This is a genomic window from Enterobacter chuandaensis, from assembly GCF_003594915.1.
In the GTDB taxonomy this organism is placed as follows: Bacteria; Pseudomonadota; Gammaproteobacteria; order Enterobacterales; family Enterobacteriaceae; genus Enterobacter; species Enterobacter chuandaensis.
Map to the genome: position 1 here is coordinate 99,910 of NZ_QZCS01000012.1, position 13,205 is coordinate 113,114.

Consider the following 13,205-nt stretch of genomic DNA (forward strand, 5'->3'; position numbering starts at 1 on the left):
TATCAGGTCTATTAGAATTGCCAACAGTACAACGCCGATAAGATGATGATGAATAACTTACCTGACACGCCTGATTTGCGCATTTTACTTATCAAACTCCGCCATCACGGCGATATGTTGCTGACCACTCCCGTCATTGATTCATTACGTCAAAAATGGCCGCAGGCACAGATTGATGTGCTGTTGTATGAAGAAACCCGCGATATGCTCGCTGCGCACCCGGCGATCGGTACTGTTTACGAGATCGATCGTAAATGGAAGCAGCTGGGCACGCTGAAACATCTGCAAAAAGAGTGGCAGTTGCTCAGCACGTTACGAAAACAGCACTATCACCTGGTGATCAATCTTGCCGATCAGTGGCGCAGCGCTATCGTCACCCGTTTCACCGGTGCGCCGGTTCGACTCGGCTTCGCTTTTAACAAACGCAACAACGCATTCTGGCGGTTTTGCCATAGCGATTTAGTCTCTGTGGCCGGGCACAACGCGCTGCACACTGTCGAACAGAACCTCGCCATTTTGTCGCCATTACCGGTAACCGCTCAACCTGCTGTGACCATGGCCTACCGTGCCGAAGACTGGCACGACGCCCATCAAAAGCTGAGGCAAAACGGTGTGGGCGACAACTACATCGTGATTCAGCCTACGTCGCGCTGGTTCTTTAAATGCTGGGACGAAGGCAAAATGGCGCAAACCATCACCGCGCTGCAGCAGGATGGTCACACTATCGTACTCACGGCCGGGCCGGATAAAAAAGAGCTGGCGATGATCGAACGCATTCTCGCCACCTCACCGAAGACGGGAGTCGTCTCGCTGGCGGGCCAGCTCACGTTGCGCCAGCTGGCCTCACTTATCGATCACGCGCGTCTTTTTATTGGCGTTGACTCCGTTCCAATGCATATGGCCGCCGCGCTGCAGACGCCCTGCGTGGCGCTGTTTGGTCCTTCCAAACTGACGTTTTGGTCTCCATGGCAAGTCAACGGTGAAGTCATCTGGGCTGGCGACTACGGCCCCCTCCCCGATCCCGACGCTATTGATACCAAAACGAAAGAACGCTATCTCGACGCCATTCCTGTTGATGCTGTCGTCTCCGCTGCAAGGAGATATTTGCCATGAAACACCATCGTCTGGCGATTGTTCGCCAAAAATATCGCCCTGATGGCGGAGCGGAGCGCTTCGTTTCACGTGCGCTCACCGCGTTGAGCAACCAGAATCTTGAACTCAACGTCATTACGCGTGAGTGGCAGGGCGAGAAGCAGGACGACTGGCATATCCATATTTGCGACCCACGCAAATGGGGCCGAATTAGCCGCGAGCGCGGGTTTGCCCATGCTGCCCGTGCGCTGTGGCAGCAACAGCAGTTTGATATTGTGCAAAGCCACGAGCGAATTCCGGGCTGCGACATTTACCGCGCTGGCGATGGCGTCCATCGACGCTGGCTGCTGCAGCGCGCGCGCATTCTGCCCGCCTGGCGCGCGAAAATGCTGATGGTCGACCGCTATCACCGCTACGTGATGCACGCCGAACGTGAAATGTACCAGGCGCCCGAGTTGAAAGCGGTTATTTGTAATGCGGAGATGATCAAACGCGAAATCGTAGAAGACTTTGATATTGACGCAAAAAAAATACATGTGATTTATAATTCAATAGATTCCACCCGTTTCGTTCCGGTTGAAGAGGCACAGCGTATTACACTACGTCAGCAGTTTGGCTTGCCAGCCGATGCCGTAATATTTTGCTTCGTTGGGTCAGGGTTTGAACGAAAAGGCCTGGCCAGCGCTATACGCGCTATCGCAGGCACAGCAGCCTGGCTGATTGTGGTGGGACAGGATAAAGCAGAAAGCCGTTATCGCGACCTCGCCCGCTCATTAGGCTGCGAAGGTCAAATCCGCTTCCTGGGGATGCAAAAAGAGACGCTGCCTTTTTATCAGCTATCCGATGGTTTACTGCTGCCAACGCTGTATGATCCCTTTCCAAACGTCATTCTTGAAGCGATGGCCTGCGGATTGCCAGTCATTACTTCAGAAAGTTGTGGAGGTGCCGAATTTATTCAGCAAGGCCGGAACGGATTTTATTGTGACGCACTTGATATCCACACATTGAAGGAAGCGATTGCTGCTACCCCTTCTCTGGGAAAAAATAACAATATGGGGCAAGCGGCACGTGAACGTGTTAAAGACGCCACCCCTGAAAAACTGTCAAGTCAGCTTATTACGCTTTATCAAAAATTACTGGATTAAAAATGCGCATCCTAATGATTATTGATGGTTTACCCGGTGGGGGAGCTGAAAAAACGGTTCTTACACTTTCCAGTGGATTAACAGAGATGGGGCATCAGGTCTCTCTCTTCTCTCTGCGGAAAGTGTGCGACTACGCCATCCCGGAAGGCATTGATTATCAGGTCGTTCAGGATACCTGCAAAAAACCGTGGCGAAAGCTGACGGAGATCCCACGCCGCGCCCGTCTGCTGGATCAGGCAATTGAGCGGGCTGAACGCAGTGGAAAATTTGACGTGGTGTTCTCTCACCTGCACAAAACGGACCGCATTGTGGCGCACTGCCGCGCGCTGGAGCGTGATAAAGTCTGGTTCTGCGTGCATGGCATGTTCTCGTTCTCTTATCTTCGCCATCGCAGCGGGCTTTCACGCTGGTTCAAACACCTTAAAATTCGTCATACCTACGAAAACCGAAACGTTGTCGCCGTCTCAGGCGCCGTGTTGAAAGATCTTTCAGAGACGCTGGCCCTCAAGCTTCGGCGCCAGGCGGTTATCCACAATCCTTTCGATATCCCTGAAATTCAGCGTCTGGCGGGTGCTTCCTTTGAGATGCAAGGGGAGGATTACATCATCCACGTAGGCCGCTTCCATGAACACAAGCGTCACGACCGCCTTTTACGCGCGTTCGCGCTGAGTCAGCTTGACACCACGCTTGTCATGATGGGCAATGGTTCCGACGCCAAAATTCAAAAGCTCAAACAGCTTGCCCGCGACTTGGGTATTGAAAATAAAACGGTTTTCCGTCCCTTCGACGCCAACCCTTACCCCTGGATAAAAGGGGCACGCCTCTTAGTGTTAAGTTCTGACTGCGAAGGTTTTGGTAATGTGCTGGTGGAATCCATAATCTGCCAGACGCCACCGGTCAGTACCAATTGCCCCGGCGGCCCCGCAGAAATCCTCACCGGATCCTTAGCGCGCGGGCTGGCAGAGCTAGATGACGCGTCACTGGCAAAAACGCTGGTGGACATTTATACCGCCCCACCGGTCGTTGGCGATGCAACGATTGCGTCGTTCGGTATCAATGCCATTTGCCAGCAATACATTGCTTTGGTCGACAATCAAAAATAATCAGGTTTCTTATGCAAAATTCAGCGCCATTGTTAAGCGTGGTGGTTGCCGTATATAACGGCGAAGCTTTTCTGGATCAGTTCTTTACCTGCCTTGTAAATCAACGCATCGACAGCATGGAAGTCATCATTGTTAATGACGGCTCGACTGACCGCTCGCTGCAGATCGTCGAAAGCTGGCGTGAAAAACTGCCGCAGCTGCAGGTGATTGAACAGCAAAACCAGGGCGTTTCCATCGCGCGTAATACCGGCCTGGCCGTTGCAACTGGTCAATATCTCTCTTTCCCGGATATTGATGACGTCTTCAAACCAGGCATGTACCAGCGTCTGCTGGATATGGCCGTTACGCAGGATCTGGATGTCGCCACCTGCAACGGCAACTACGTCTGGGAAAATGATAAGAAACCATCTCGTCCTATCTTCCCTGAGGATAAACTCGCCTCGACGGGCGTTATGACTGGCCCGGCATGGCTAAAAATGGCGCTGGATTCGCGTAAATTCCTGCACGTGACCTGGCTTAATATCTACCGCCACGATTTTATCCGTAAGCACCGTTTCCATTTCGAACCCGGCCTGCGCCATCAGGATATCCCGTGGACCACCGAAGTGTTGCTTGCCGCAGAGCGCGTTCAGTACACCAGCGAACGCTTTTATGACTACTACATTCACTCTGCCTCGGTATCGCACATGCCGGATAATGACGACACGCTGATTCGCTCCGCGCGCCATTACATGAAAATCCTGCAGATGCTTGATGCCATTAACCAGCGTTACCCGGATAAAGTGAAAAATATCCCCGCCTGCCACTGGCAAATCGCCAAAGAGGGGCTCGGGATCATTCATACCTTCGACAACATGAAGGATGAGACGAAGAAAACAATGATTATCAAAGAGTTCTTCGATACCGGGATCTGGAAGCTTATCTGGAAAAGTGCCAAAAGCCCGCGTTTGCGCTGGCGCCTGGGCCGACGCTACTTCCGTTTAAAACGGTATCTGGCATAAGAGATAGCTTTACCTGGCTTAAATGCTTAGAATTTGCCCGCCGAAACTAAAAAGACGGATAATCGCTTGGAATTGTTGTATACCGCCCTGCTCTATATCATTCAGCCACTGGTGTGGCTGAGACTGTTGCTTCGTAGCCGTAAAGCGCCTGCGTATCGTAAACGCTGGGCTGAACGCTATGGCTTTTGCCGCAATAAAGTCGCTCCGGACGGTATTTTGCTCCATTCCGTTTCTGTCGGTGAAACGCTGGCGGCAATCCCGCTGGTTCGCGCCCTGCGTCACCGCTACCCATCTCTGCCGATAACCGTCACCACCATGACGCCAACCGGCTCCGAGCGCGCGTTATCCGCATTTGGTAAAGACGTGCATCACGTCTATCTGCCTTACGATCTGCCCTGCGCCATGAATCGTTTCCTGAATACCGTTCGCCCGAAGCTGGTGATCGTGATGGAAACCGAGCTGTGGCCGAATATGATTTCCGCTCTGCATGCCCGTAAAATTCCGCTGGTGATTGCCAACGCGCGCCTGTCTGAGCGTTCGGCGAAGGGCTACGGCAAGCTGGGCAAATTTATGCGTCGTCTGCTAAGCAAAATCACGCTGATTGCCGCGCAGAATGAAGAAGACGCGGCGCGTTTTATCGCGCTGGGCCTGAAACGCAATCAGCTTGCCGTAACCGGCAGCCTGAAATTCGATATTTCCGTGACCCCTGAACTGGCTGCCCGCGCCATCACGCTGCGTCGCCAGTGGGCGCCGCGTCGTCAGGTCTGGATTGCGACCAGTACTCACGACGGCGAAGAGGCGATTATCCTCCAGGCTCACCGTAAGCTGCTGGAAACATTCCCGGATTTACTGCTGATTCTGGTTCCCCGCCATCCTGAGCGTTTTAAAGATGCCCGTGAAATGGTGCAGAAAGGCGGCTTCAGCTTCACGCTGCGCAGCAGCGGAGAGATCCCTTCCGGCAGCACTCAGGTAGTGATTGGCGATACGATGGGCGAGTTGATGTTGCTCTACGGCATTGCTGACCTCGCGTTTGTCGGCGGCAGCCTTGTCGAGCGCGGCGGTCATAACCCGCTGGAACCCGCAGCACACGCCATTCCGGTGCTGATGGGCCCACACACGTTTAACTTCAAAGATATCTGCGCGAAATTGCAGCAGGCCGATGGTTTAATTACCGTGACCGATGCGGACTCGGTGGTCAAAGAGGTTTCAACCCTTCTGACGGACGAAGATTACCGCCTGTGGTACGGTCGCCACGCCGTCGAAGTGCTGCACCAGAATCAGGGCGCACTCACCCGTCTGCTGCAGCTTCTGCAACCTTATCTGCCTCAGCGGAGCCACTAATGTCAACGCGTCTGTCGGTCGTAATGATCGCCAAAAACGCCGCCGACCTGCTTCCGGACTGCCTGGCCTCCGTCGCCTGGGCCGACGAAATTGTTATCCTCGACTCCGGAAGCACGGATAACACGGTGGACGTTGCCCGGGCAGCGGGTGCAAAAGTCTTTACCGATACTGACTGGCAAGGCTATGGCATCCAGCGCCAACGCGCACAGGGGTATGCCACCGGTGATTATGTGCTGATGCTCGACACCGACGAACGCATCACGCCGGAGCTTCAGCAGGCCATTCAGGTCGTACTCGCCGCTCCTCAGCCTGGCGCGGTCTACAGCATTGCGCGTCGTAATTACTTCCTTGGCCGCTTCATGCGCCACAGCGGCTGGTATCCCGACCGCGTGATGCGCCTCTACGAGCGCGAGCGCTATCAGTACAACGACAACCTGGTCCATGAGTCACTGGCCTGCGACAGTGCCCGGGTCATCCCCCTGACGGGTGATTTGCTGCACCTGACCTGCCGGGATTTCGCGAGCTTCCAGCAAAAGCAGCTCAACTATGCCACCGCATGGGCGCAGGAGCGTCACCAGCGCGGCAAGAAGGCTTCGCTGACGGGTATCTTCACCCATACGCTGGGGGCGTTCCTGAAAACGCTGCTGCTGCGCGGCGGCGTACTGGACGGTAAGCAGGGCTGGTTACTGGCGGTAGTGAATGCCCAGTATACTTTCAACAAATACACCGAGCTGTGGGCGCTCTGCCGCGGCTACTCAGAGAAAACGTGAGCCATGAGCACAAAAGCGATTTATCCGGGTACCTTCGATCCGATCACTAACGGTCATCTTGACATCATTACCCGTGCGGCGAGCATGTTCGACAAGGTGATTCTGGCGATTGCCGCCAGCCCCAGTAAAAAGCCGATGTTTGATCTCAACGAGCGCGTGGCGCTTGCCACCGATGCGATTGCGCACCTGCCGAATGTTGAAGTTGTCGGGTTCAGCGACCTGATGGCCAATTTCGCCCGCGCCCAGCAGGCCAATATTCTGATTCGTGGTCTCCGCGCGGTGGCAGATTTCGAGTATGAGATGCAGCTGGCGCACATGAACCGCCATCTGATGCCGGAGCTGGAAAGCGTATTCCTGATGCCATCGAAAGAGTGGTCGTTTATCTCGTCCACGCTGGTGAAAGAGGTGGCGCGCCATCACGGGGACGTTACCCATTTCCTGCCGGATAACGTCCACCAGGCGCTGATGGAAAAGCTAAAGTAGCCCTATTTCTGACACTGACGGCAGTAGAAGGTGGCGCGCTGGGCGTGCTTCGTGGCAATAACTGGCGTACCGCAGACTCTGCACGGTTCGCCCTTACGGCCATACACCTGCAGCTCCTGGGCAAAATAGCCCGGTTTACCGTCGCTTTGCAGGAAGTCCTTCAGCGTCGTCCCACCCTGCTCGATAGAGCGCAGCAGTACCGCTTTAATGACCCGAACCAGCAGCTCACACTCCTGCGCAGACAGCGACGAGGCCAACCGATCGGGATGGATCCCGGCCGCAAACAGCGATTCACTGGCGTAAATATTCCCCACGCCGACCACCAGCTTGTTATCCATCAGCCAGGGCTTAATCGGGGTCTTTTTCTTCGCACACTTCTCTTTCAGGTATTCCGCGTTAAACGCGTCTGAGAGCGGTTCAGGCCCGAGATGCGCCAGCACGTTGTGTCCGTCGAGCTCCTTCGTCCACAGCCACGCGCCAAAACGCCTTGGATCGGTGTAACGCAGCACTTTGCCGTTGCTCATCACCAGATCGACGTGGTCGTGCTTTTCCGCAGGCAGTTCTTCAGTGAGGATGCGCAGGCTCCCCGACATCCCAAGATGGATAATAATCCAGCCGTCAGGTAGCTCCAGCAGCAGGTATTTCGCGCGGCGCTGCACGCTAAGGACGGGTTTGTCGCTTAACGCGTGGATCTCATCGGACACCGGCCAGCGCAGTCGCCCATTGCGAACGACAGCATGAAGAATAGTCGCGCCGACCAGATGGGGCTCAATGCCGCGACGGCTGGTCTCTACCTCAGGTAATTCAGGCATGGTTCCTCCGTTGAGATGCAGAATGCAAAAAACCCCGCAGTTGCGGGGTTTTTCAATACAAGGAGGCTAAAATTATTTGATTTTAGCTTCTTTGTACAGTACGTGCTGGCGTACAACTGGATCGAATTTTTTCAGTTCCAGTTTTTCCGGCTTAGTACGTTTGTTCTTCGTGGTGGTGTAGAAGTGACCTGTACCAGCAGAAGAAACCAGCTTGATTTTCTCGCGAATACCTTTAGCCATGATTTATTTCCTCTTTAAGTACTTAGTACTTTTCGCCACGGGCACGCAGTTCAGACAGAACTGTATCGATGCCTTTCTTATCGATTACACGCATACCTTTAGCAGATACGCGCAGGGTGACAAAACGCTTCTCGCTCTCAACCCAGAAACGGTGAGAGTGCAGGTTCGGCAGGAAACGGCGTTTAGTCGCGTTCAGTGCGTGGGAACGGTTGTTACCGGTCACCGGACGCTTGCCAGTAACTTGGCAGACTCGGGACATGTCTATTCTCCAAAAATCAAATTAGCTCGAGCTTCGTATGGGGTATCGGCGCCTCGTCAGGCTTTACAGCCCGGTCATCGCGTAGTTCTAAGTGAACTCTCGATTGCCAGGCCCAAATGCCAAACCCGAGATTCTCAAAGGTGGCGTAGTATACGCTGACTCGGCGGTGTGCTCAAGTCCCGAACAGACAAAGATCCCGATGGATCGCCAGAAATAGCCTAAATCCAGCCATGTTCGGCAAAAGAAATGTACTCTCCGCGGCCAATTATCAAATGGTCCAGCACACGAATGTCCATGAATTGACAGCATTTGATAATGCGTTCGGTGATTTCTTTGTCAGCTCTGCTCGGTTCTGCACAGCCAGAGGGGTGATTATGCGCGAGGATCACGCCCGCTGCATTCACTTTTATCGCTTCACGCACAATTTCACGCGGATGTACCTCAACGTGGCTCAGTGTACCCGAAAACAAGCGGCTGTGCTTCAGTACCCGGTTCCTGTTGTCGAGAAAGATCACCATAAAGATCTCGCGTTCGACATCGGTTAACTGGCTTTGCAGGAATTCACGCGTCATCGCGGGTGTCAGGATAGGATCTTCCATCTCCATGCGGACGTTGTAAAAACGGCGGGCAAGTTCAGCAATGCCCCTCAACTGGGCATATTTCGCCACGCCAATTCCTTCAACGTTTTTAAATTGCGCCAGTTCGGCGGTCAGCAAACCATACAGTGAACCGAAATGCGCAATCAGCTCTTTTGCCAGCGTAAAGACCGTTTTTCCCGGTATCCCGGTCCGCAAAAAGAGCGCCAGCAACTCGTCATCTTTTAACAACGTGACGCCATAGCGCAGCATTTTTTCACGCGGCAATAGCAGTTCATCCTCTTCTTCCATGCTCTTTCTCCCTGTGTTTATTCACATGCTGCCACAGCAGGATCGGGGACTCGACGGCGACGTTACGTTCTTGCGTGGCGCCTCGCAAAGTGACCAAAGGACATCATCACCCCGTTTTAGGGATTGTGATAAAATGCCCGCTCTCTGGTGAAACCCAACAGGAAAGAATCATGATGAGCCTGGCCGGTAAAAAAATCGTTCTTGGCGTAAGTGGCGGTATTGCCGCCTATAAAGCGCCGGAGCTGGTGCGTCGTCTGCGTGAGCGAGGGGCGAATGTGCGGGTCGCGATAACGGAAGGCGGTAAAGCCTTTATCACCCCTCTGAGCCTGCAGGCGGTTTCAGGTTACCCGGTATCTGACAGCCTGCTCGATCCCGCAGCCGAAGCCGCGATGGGCCACATTGAGCTGGGTAAATGGGCAGACCTGGTTATTCTTGCCCCTGCCACGGCAGATTTAATTGCCCGCGTGGCGGCCGGAATGGCGAACGATCTGGTTTCGACCATTTGTCTCGCGACGCCTGCACCCGTCGCCGTCGTGCCGGCCATGAACCAGCAGATGTACCGCAACGCTGCCACCCAGCACAACCTGGAGACGCTGGCCTCGCGCGGCCTGCTTATCTGGGGCCCGGACAGCGGCAGCCAGGCCTGCGGCGACGTTGGCCCAGGGCGTATGCTCGACCCGCTGACGATTGTCGATATGGCCGCCGCCCATTTCTCGCCTGTCAACGACCTGCAACATCTCAACATCATGATTACCGCGGGCCCGACGCGCGAGCCGCTGGATCCGGTGCGCTACATCACCAACCACAGCTCCGGCAAAATGGGCTTTGCAATTGCTGCCGCAGCGGCAAAACGCGGTGCTAACGTCACGCTGGTCAGCGGCCCGGTTTCGTTACCTACGCCACCTTTTGTGCAGCGTATTAATGTGACCACCGCGCTGGAGATGGAAGCCACCGTGCAGGCCCATGCGCAAAGTCAGCAGATTTTTATCGGCTGTGCGGCCGTGGCAGACTATCGCGCCGAGACCATCGCCGAGTCGAAAATCAAAAAGCAAGGCGATGAATTAACACTGAAAATGGTGAAAAACCCGGACATCGTTGCCGGTGTCGCCGCATTAAAAAGCCATCGTCCTTACGTTGTTGGGTTTGCCGCAGAAACGAATAATGTGGAAGAATATGCCCGGCAAAAACGTACCCGCAAAAACCTCGATTTAATTTGCGCGAACGACGTATCGCTGGCCACGCAAGGATTTAACAGCGACAGCAACGCACTGCACCTTTTCTGGCAGGATGGAGATAAAATCTTACCGCTTGAGCGCAAGGAACTCCTGGGCCAACAATTACTGGACGAGATCGTTACCCGTTATGATGAAAAAAATCGACGTTAAGATTCTGGACCCGCGTGTTGGCGAGCAATTCCCGCTGCCAACCTATGCCACCTCCGGCTCTGCTGGACTTGACCTGCGCGCCTGTCTCGATGACGCCGTAGAACTGGCTCCGGGTGCCACTACCCTGATCCCGACTGGCCTTGCGATCCACATTGCTGACCCGTCTCTGGCAGCAGTAATCCTGCCGCGCTCTGGCCTGGGCCATAAGCACGGCGTTGTACTGGGTAACCTGGTCGGCCTGATCGACTCCGACTACCAGGGTCAGCTGATGGTGTCCGTCTGGAACCGTGGTCAGGACAGTTTCACCATTGAACCCGGCGAGCGTATTGCGCAGATGGTCTTTGTACCGGTGGTTCAGGCAGAATTTAACCTGGTGGCAGACTTTGATGCCACCGACCGTGGCGAAGGCGGCTTCGGCCATTCCGGGCGCAAATAACCGCCCGACATATACGTATCTCGCAGCGCCATAATGCAATAACAAACCGCAAACGTCAGTTTGCGGTCGCTGTGTGGATGCCAGCCTGGCAAGTGCTTATTTTCAGGGGTATTTTGTAACATGGCAGAAAAACAAACCGCGAAAAGGAATCGTCGCGAAGAAATACTTCAATCTCTGGCTCTGATGCTTGAATCCAGCGATGGCAGTCAACGCATCACCACCGCCAAACTGGCCGCCTCTGTGGGCGTGTCTGAGGCGGCGCTGTACCGTCATTTTCCGAGCAAAACCCGGATGTTCGACAGCCTGATCGAGTTTATCGAAGACAGCCTGATCACGCGCATCAACCTGATTTTGAAAGACGAAAAAGACACCACCGCGCGTCTGCGTCTGATTGTGCTGTTAATTCTGGGCTTTGGGGAACGCAATCCGGGTTTAACCCGTATCCTGACCGGCCACGCACTGATGTTTGAGCAGGACAGGCTGCAGGGCCGCATCAATCAGCTTTTCGAACGTATTGAAGCGCAGTTGCGCCAGGTACTGCGCGAGAAGAAAATGCGTGAAGGCGAAGGATACAGCATTGATGAAACGCTGCTGGCAAGCCAGATACTGGCGTTTTGTGAAGGCATGCTCTCCCGCTTCGTGCGCAGCGAATTCAAATACCGTCCAACGGACGATTTTGACGCCCGCTGGCCGTTAGTGGCTGCTCAGTTGCAGTAATCCGTAAGCCCGGTAAGCGTCGCGCCACCGGGCAATTTAACTACACCCCGAACTCTTCCCGGTACGCACGTACCGCCGCCAGATGGTCCGCCATCTCTGGCTTCTCTTCCAGATACGCAATCAGGTCTTTCAGGGTGATGATGGAAGTCACTTTGCAGGCGTAATCACGCTCGACTTCCTGAATAGCGGAAATGTCGCCGCGGCCACGCTCCTGACGATCCAGAGAAATGAGCACACCGGCAAGCGTCGCACCGTTGGCCTGAATAATCTCCATCGACTCGCGGATCGCCGTGCCTGCGGTAATCACATCGTCCACCAGCATGACGCGGCCCTGCAGCGCGCTGCCGACCAGATTCCCGCCTTCCCCGTGGGTTTTAGCCTCTTTGCGGTTAAAGCAGTAGGGCACATCGCGGTCATGGTGTTCCGCCAGCGCCACCGCAGTGGTGGTCGCAATCGGAATGCCTTTGTAGGCCGGGCCAAACAGCAGGTCAAAATCAATCCCGGAATCCACCAGCGCTTCGGCATAGAAACGGCCTAACAGTGCCAGATCGCGCCCGGTATTAAACAGCCCGGCGTTGAAGAAATAGGGGCTCCTACGCCCGGATTTCAGCGTAAACTCGCCAAACTTAAGTACCTGTTTATTAATTGCAAACTCAATAAACTGGCGCTGATACGATTTCATGGATTCGCTCCTTTGGTTTTTTCTGTCTTACAGGCAAAAAAAAGGCGACTCATTGGTCGCCTTTAAAATCAATTTTCTAACGCCGCTTTCTGCGTCGTTACAATGGATTCGATTCCCCCTCGGGCCAACGCCAGCAGGGAGAGAAGCTCTTCATGGGTGAACGGCTCACCTTCCGCCGTGCCCTGCACCTCGATGATGCGACCGTCTTCGGTCATCACCACATTCATGTCGGTTTCGGCTGCGGAATCTTCAACATATTCCAGATCGCAAAGCGCTTCGCCGTTAACGATACCAACAGAAACCGCCGCGACCATCCCTTTCATTGGGTTGGTTTTCAGCTTACCGGCTGCAACCAGCTTGTTCAGGGCATCGGCCAGCGCTACGCAGGCACCGGTAATGGACGCGGTACGCGTGCCGCCATCAGCCTGAATGACGTCGCAATCGAGAGTGATGGTGAATTCGCCGAGGATTTTCAGGTCTACGGCGGCGCGCAGCGCACGCGCGATCAGACGCTGAATCTCCATGGTACGACCGCCCTGCTTGCCCTTCGCCGCTTCGCGGGCGTTACGGGTATGGGTCGCACGCGGCAGCATGCCGTACTCGGCGGTGATCCAGCCCTGGCCCTGACCTTTCAGGAAGCGCGGAACGCCTTCTTCGATGGAGGCAGTGCACAGCACTTTAGTGTCACCAAACTCAACCAGCACGGAGCCTTCAGCGTGTTTTGTATAGTTACGGGTCAGGGTGACGGGACGCACCTGGTTGGCGCTACGACCTGATGGACGCATGATGGATTCTCCGGCTTGAAACGAATGTGGCTGCGCATTATACGGATAAAGGACGCTTATTCCTATC

16 protein-coding genes are annotated in these 13,205 nt (G+C 54.6%); 10 read left to right on the forward strand and 6 right to left on the reverse strand.

Translation table 11 applies throughout. The annotated features are described in order from the left end of the window. The first annotated feature begins 42 nt into the window (after positions 1-42). The 7 genes from rfaQ (at position 43) to coaD (ending at position 6,935) form a co-directional block, all read left to right on the forward strand. On the forward strand, positions 43-1,113 hold the full coding sequence (rfaQ, locus tag D5066_RS17415; RefSeq protein ID WP_119916661.1) for a putative lipopolysaccharide heptosyltransferase III: 1,071 nt from the start codon (positions 43-45) through the stop codon (positions 1,111-1,113). After that, positions 1,110-2,237: a glycosyltransferase family 4 protein gene (locus D5066_RS17420; protein WP_119916662.1), complete on the forward strand. Its 1,128-nt coding sequence runs from the start codon at positions 1,110-1,112 to the stop codon at positions 2,235-2,237. Before rfaQ ends, D5066_RS17420 begins: the two co-directional genes overlap by 4 nt. A 2-nt stretch (positions 2,238-2,239) precedes the next feature. Continuing rightward, positions 2,240-3,340 carry a glycosyltransferase gene (locus D5066_RS17425; protein ID WP_119916664.1) on the forward strand — a complete coding sequence of 367 codons (1,101 nt, stop codon included), beginning with the start codon at positions 2,240-2,242 and terminating at the stop codon, positions 3,338-3,340. A gap of 11 nt (positions 3,341-3,351) precedes the next feature. Beyond that, positions 3,352-4,341, forward strand: coding sequence for a glycosyltransferase (locus tag D5066_RS17430; protein WP_119916665.1), 990 nt, complete (start codon positions 3,352-3,354; stop codon positions 4,339-4,341). A 66-nt stretch (positions 4,342-4,407) separates the two neighbouring features. Continuing rightward, positions 4,408-5,682 (forward strand): lipid IV(A) 3-deoxy-D-manno-octulosonic acid transferase, encoded by a 1,275-nt coding sequence (gene waaA / locus D5066_RS17435; RefSeq protein ID WP_080329829.1) that lies wholly within the window; start codon positions 4,408-4,410, stop codon positions 5,680-5,682. After that, complete coding sequence (locus D5066_RS17440) at positions 5,682-6,452, forward strand: glycosyltransferase family 2 protein (RefSeq protein WP_119916667.1); 771 nt, start codon at positions 5,682-5,684, stop codon at positions 6,450-6,452. The genes waaA and D5066_RS17440 overlap by 1 nt, the downstream gene beginning before the upstream one ends. Before the next feature lie 3 nt (positions 6,453-6,455). Then, positions 6,456-6,935, forward strand: coding sequence for a pantetheine-phosphate adenylyltransferase (gene coaD, locus D5066_RS17445; RefSeq protein ID WP_059353791.1), 480 nt, complete (start codon positions 6,456-6,458; stop codon positions 6,933-6,935). A 2-nt stretch (positions 6,936-6,937) separates the two neighbouring features. Here the strand turns inward: coaD and mutM are convergent, their stop codons facing one another. The 4 genes from mutM to radC all read right to left on the reverse strand — a co-directional run bounded on the left by mutM (position 6,938) and on the right by radC (position 9,133). After that, the gene (mutM, locus tag D5066_RS17450) at positions 6,938-7,747 is read right to left on the reverse strand and encodes a bifunctional DNA-formamidopyrimidine glycosylase/DNA-(apurinic or apyrimidinic site) lyase (RefSeq protein ID WP_080329827.1); all 810 of its coding nucleotides are present in this window, start codon (positions 7,745-7,747) and stop codon (positions 6,938-6,940) included. 72 nt (positions 7,748-7,819) lie between these two features. Next, positions 7,820-7,987, reverse strand: coding sequence for a 50S ribosomal protein L33 (rpmG, locus tag D5066_RS17455; protein ID WP_003024094.1), 168 nt, complete (start codon positions 7,985-7,987; stop codon positions 7,820-7,822). Between the two features lie 22 nt (positions 7,988-8,009). Then, complete coding sequence (gene rpmB, locus D5066_RS17460) at positions 8,010-8,246, reverse strand: 50S ribosomal protein L28 (protein ID WP_002436699.1); 237 nt, start codon at positions 8,244-8,246, stop codon at positions 8,010-8,012. Positions 8,247-8,464: 218 nt separating this feature from the next. Then, positions 8,465-9,133 carry a RadC family protein gene (gene radC / locus D5066_RS17465; RefSeq protein ID WP_119916668.1) on the reverse strand — a complete coding sequence of 223 codons (669 nt, stop codon included), beginning with the start codon at positions 9,131-9,133 and terminating at the stop codon, positions 8,465-8,467. A gap of 173 nt (positions 9,134-9,306) precedes the next feature. Between radC and coaBC the strand changes: the two genes are divergently transcribed. From coaBC to slmA, 3 genes are all read left to right on the forward strand, one after another. Continuing rightward, complete coding sequence (gene coaBC, locus D5066_RS17470; RefSeq protein ID WP_119916683.1) at positions 9,307-10,518, forward strand: bifunctional phosphopantothenoylcysteine decarboxylase/phosphopantothenate--cysteine ligase CoaBC; 1,212 nt, start codon at positions 9,307-9,309, stop codon at positions 10,516-10,518. Continuing rightward, positions 10,496-10,954: a dUTP diphosphatase gene (gene dut, locus D5066_RS17475; RefSeq protein WP_015570042.1), complete on the forward strand. Its 459-nt coding sequence runs from the start codon at positions 10,496-10,498 to the stop codon at positions 10,952-10,954. Before coaBC ends, dut begins: the two co-directional genes overlap by 23 nt. A gap of 120 nt (positions 10,955-11,074) precedes the next feature. Beyond that, a complete protein-coding gene (gene slmA, locus D5066_RS17485; RefSeq protein ID WP_008502690.1) occupies positions 11,075-11,671 on the forward strand; it encodes a nucleoid occlusion factor SlmA in 597 nt (198 codons plus the stop codon). Positions 11,672-11,711: 40 nt separating this feature from the next. On the opposite strand, the gene pyrE is transcribed toward slmA, so the two are convergent. Beyond that, positions 11,712-12,353, reverse strand: a complete 642-nt coding sequence (gene pyrE / locus D5066_RS17490) for an orotate phosphoribosyltransferase (protein ID WP_119916669.1) — start codon at positions 12,351-12,353, stop codon at positions 11,712-11,714. Positions 12,354-12,421: 68 nt separating this feature from the next. Then, positions 12,422-13,138 (reverse strand): ribonuclease PH, encoded by a 717-nt coding sequence (gene rph, locus D5066_RS17495; protein WP_010426431.1) that lies wholly within the window; start codon positions 13,136-13,138, stop codon positions 12,422-12,424. Positions 13,139-13,205 lie beyond the last annotated feature (67 nt).

Coding starts and splice junctions, on each gene's coding strand:
- pyrE (WP_119916669.1), bottom strand. CDS start 12,353: ATGAAATCGTATCAGCGCCAGTTTATTGAGTTTGCAATTAATAAACAG.
- rfaQ (WP_119916661.1), top strand. CDS start 43: ATGATGATGAATAACTTACCTGACACGCCTGATTTGCGCATTTTACTT.
- rpmG (WP_003024094.1), bottom strand. CDS start 7,987: ATGGCTAAAGGTATTCGCGAGAAAATCAAGCTGGTTTCTTCTGCTGGT.
- rph (WP_010426431.1), bottom strand. CDS start 13,138: ATGCGTCCATCAGGTCGTAGCGCCAACCAGGTGCGTCCCGTCACCCTG.
- rpmB (WP_002436699.1), bottom strand. CDS start 8,246: ATGTCCCGAGTCTGCCAAGTTACTGGCAAGCGTCCGGTGACCGGTAAC.
- D5066_RS17425 (WP_119916664.1), top strand. CDS start 2,240: ATGCGCATCCTAATGATTATTGATGGTTTACCCGGTGGGGGAGCTGAA.
- mutM (WP_080329827.1), bottom strand. CDS start 7,747: ATGCCTGAATTACCTGAGGTAGAGACCAGCCGTCGCGGCATTGAGCCC.
- radC (WP_119916668.1), bottom strand. CDS start 9,133: ATGGAAGAAGAGGATGAACTGCTATTGCCGCGTGAAAAAATGCTGCGC.
- slmA (WP_008502690.1), top strand. CDS start 11,075: ATGGCAGAAAAACAAACCGCGAAAAGGAATCGTCGCGAAGAAATACTT.
- D5066_RS17440 (WP_119916667.1), top strand. CDS start 5,682: ATGTCAACGCGTCTGTCGGTCGTAATGATCGCCAAAAACGCCGCCGAC.
- coaD (WP_059353791.1), top strand. CDS start 6,456: ATGAGCACAAAAGCGATTTATCCGGGTACCTTCGATCCGATCACTAAC.
- dut (WP_015570042.1), top strand. CDS start 10,496: ATGATGAAAAAAATCGACGTTAAGATTCTGGACCCGCGTGTTGGCGAG.
- coaBC (WP_119916683.1), top strand. CDS start 9,307: ATGAGCCTGGCCGGTAAAAAAATCGTTCTTGGCGTAAGTGGCGGTATT.
- D5066_RS17430 (WP_119916665.1), top strand. CDS start 3,352: ATGCAAAATTCAGCGCCATTGTTAAGCGTGGTGGTTGCCGTATATAAC.
- D5066_RS17420 (WP_119916662.1), top strand. CDS start 1,110: ATGAAACACCATCGTCTGGCGATTGTTCGCCAAAAATATCGCCCTGAT.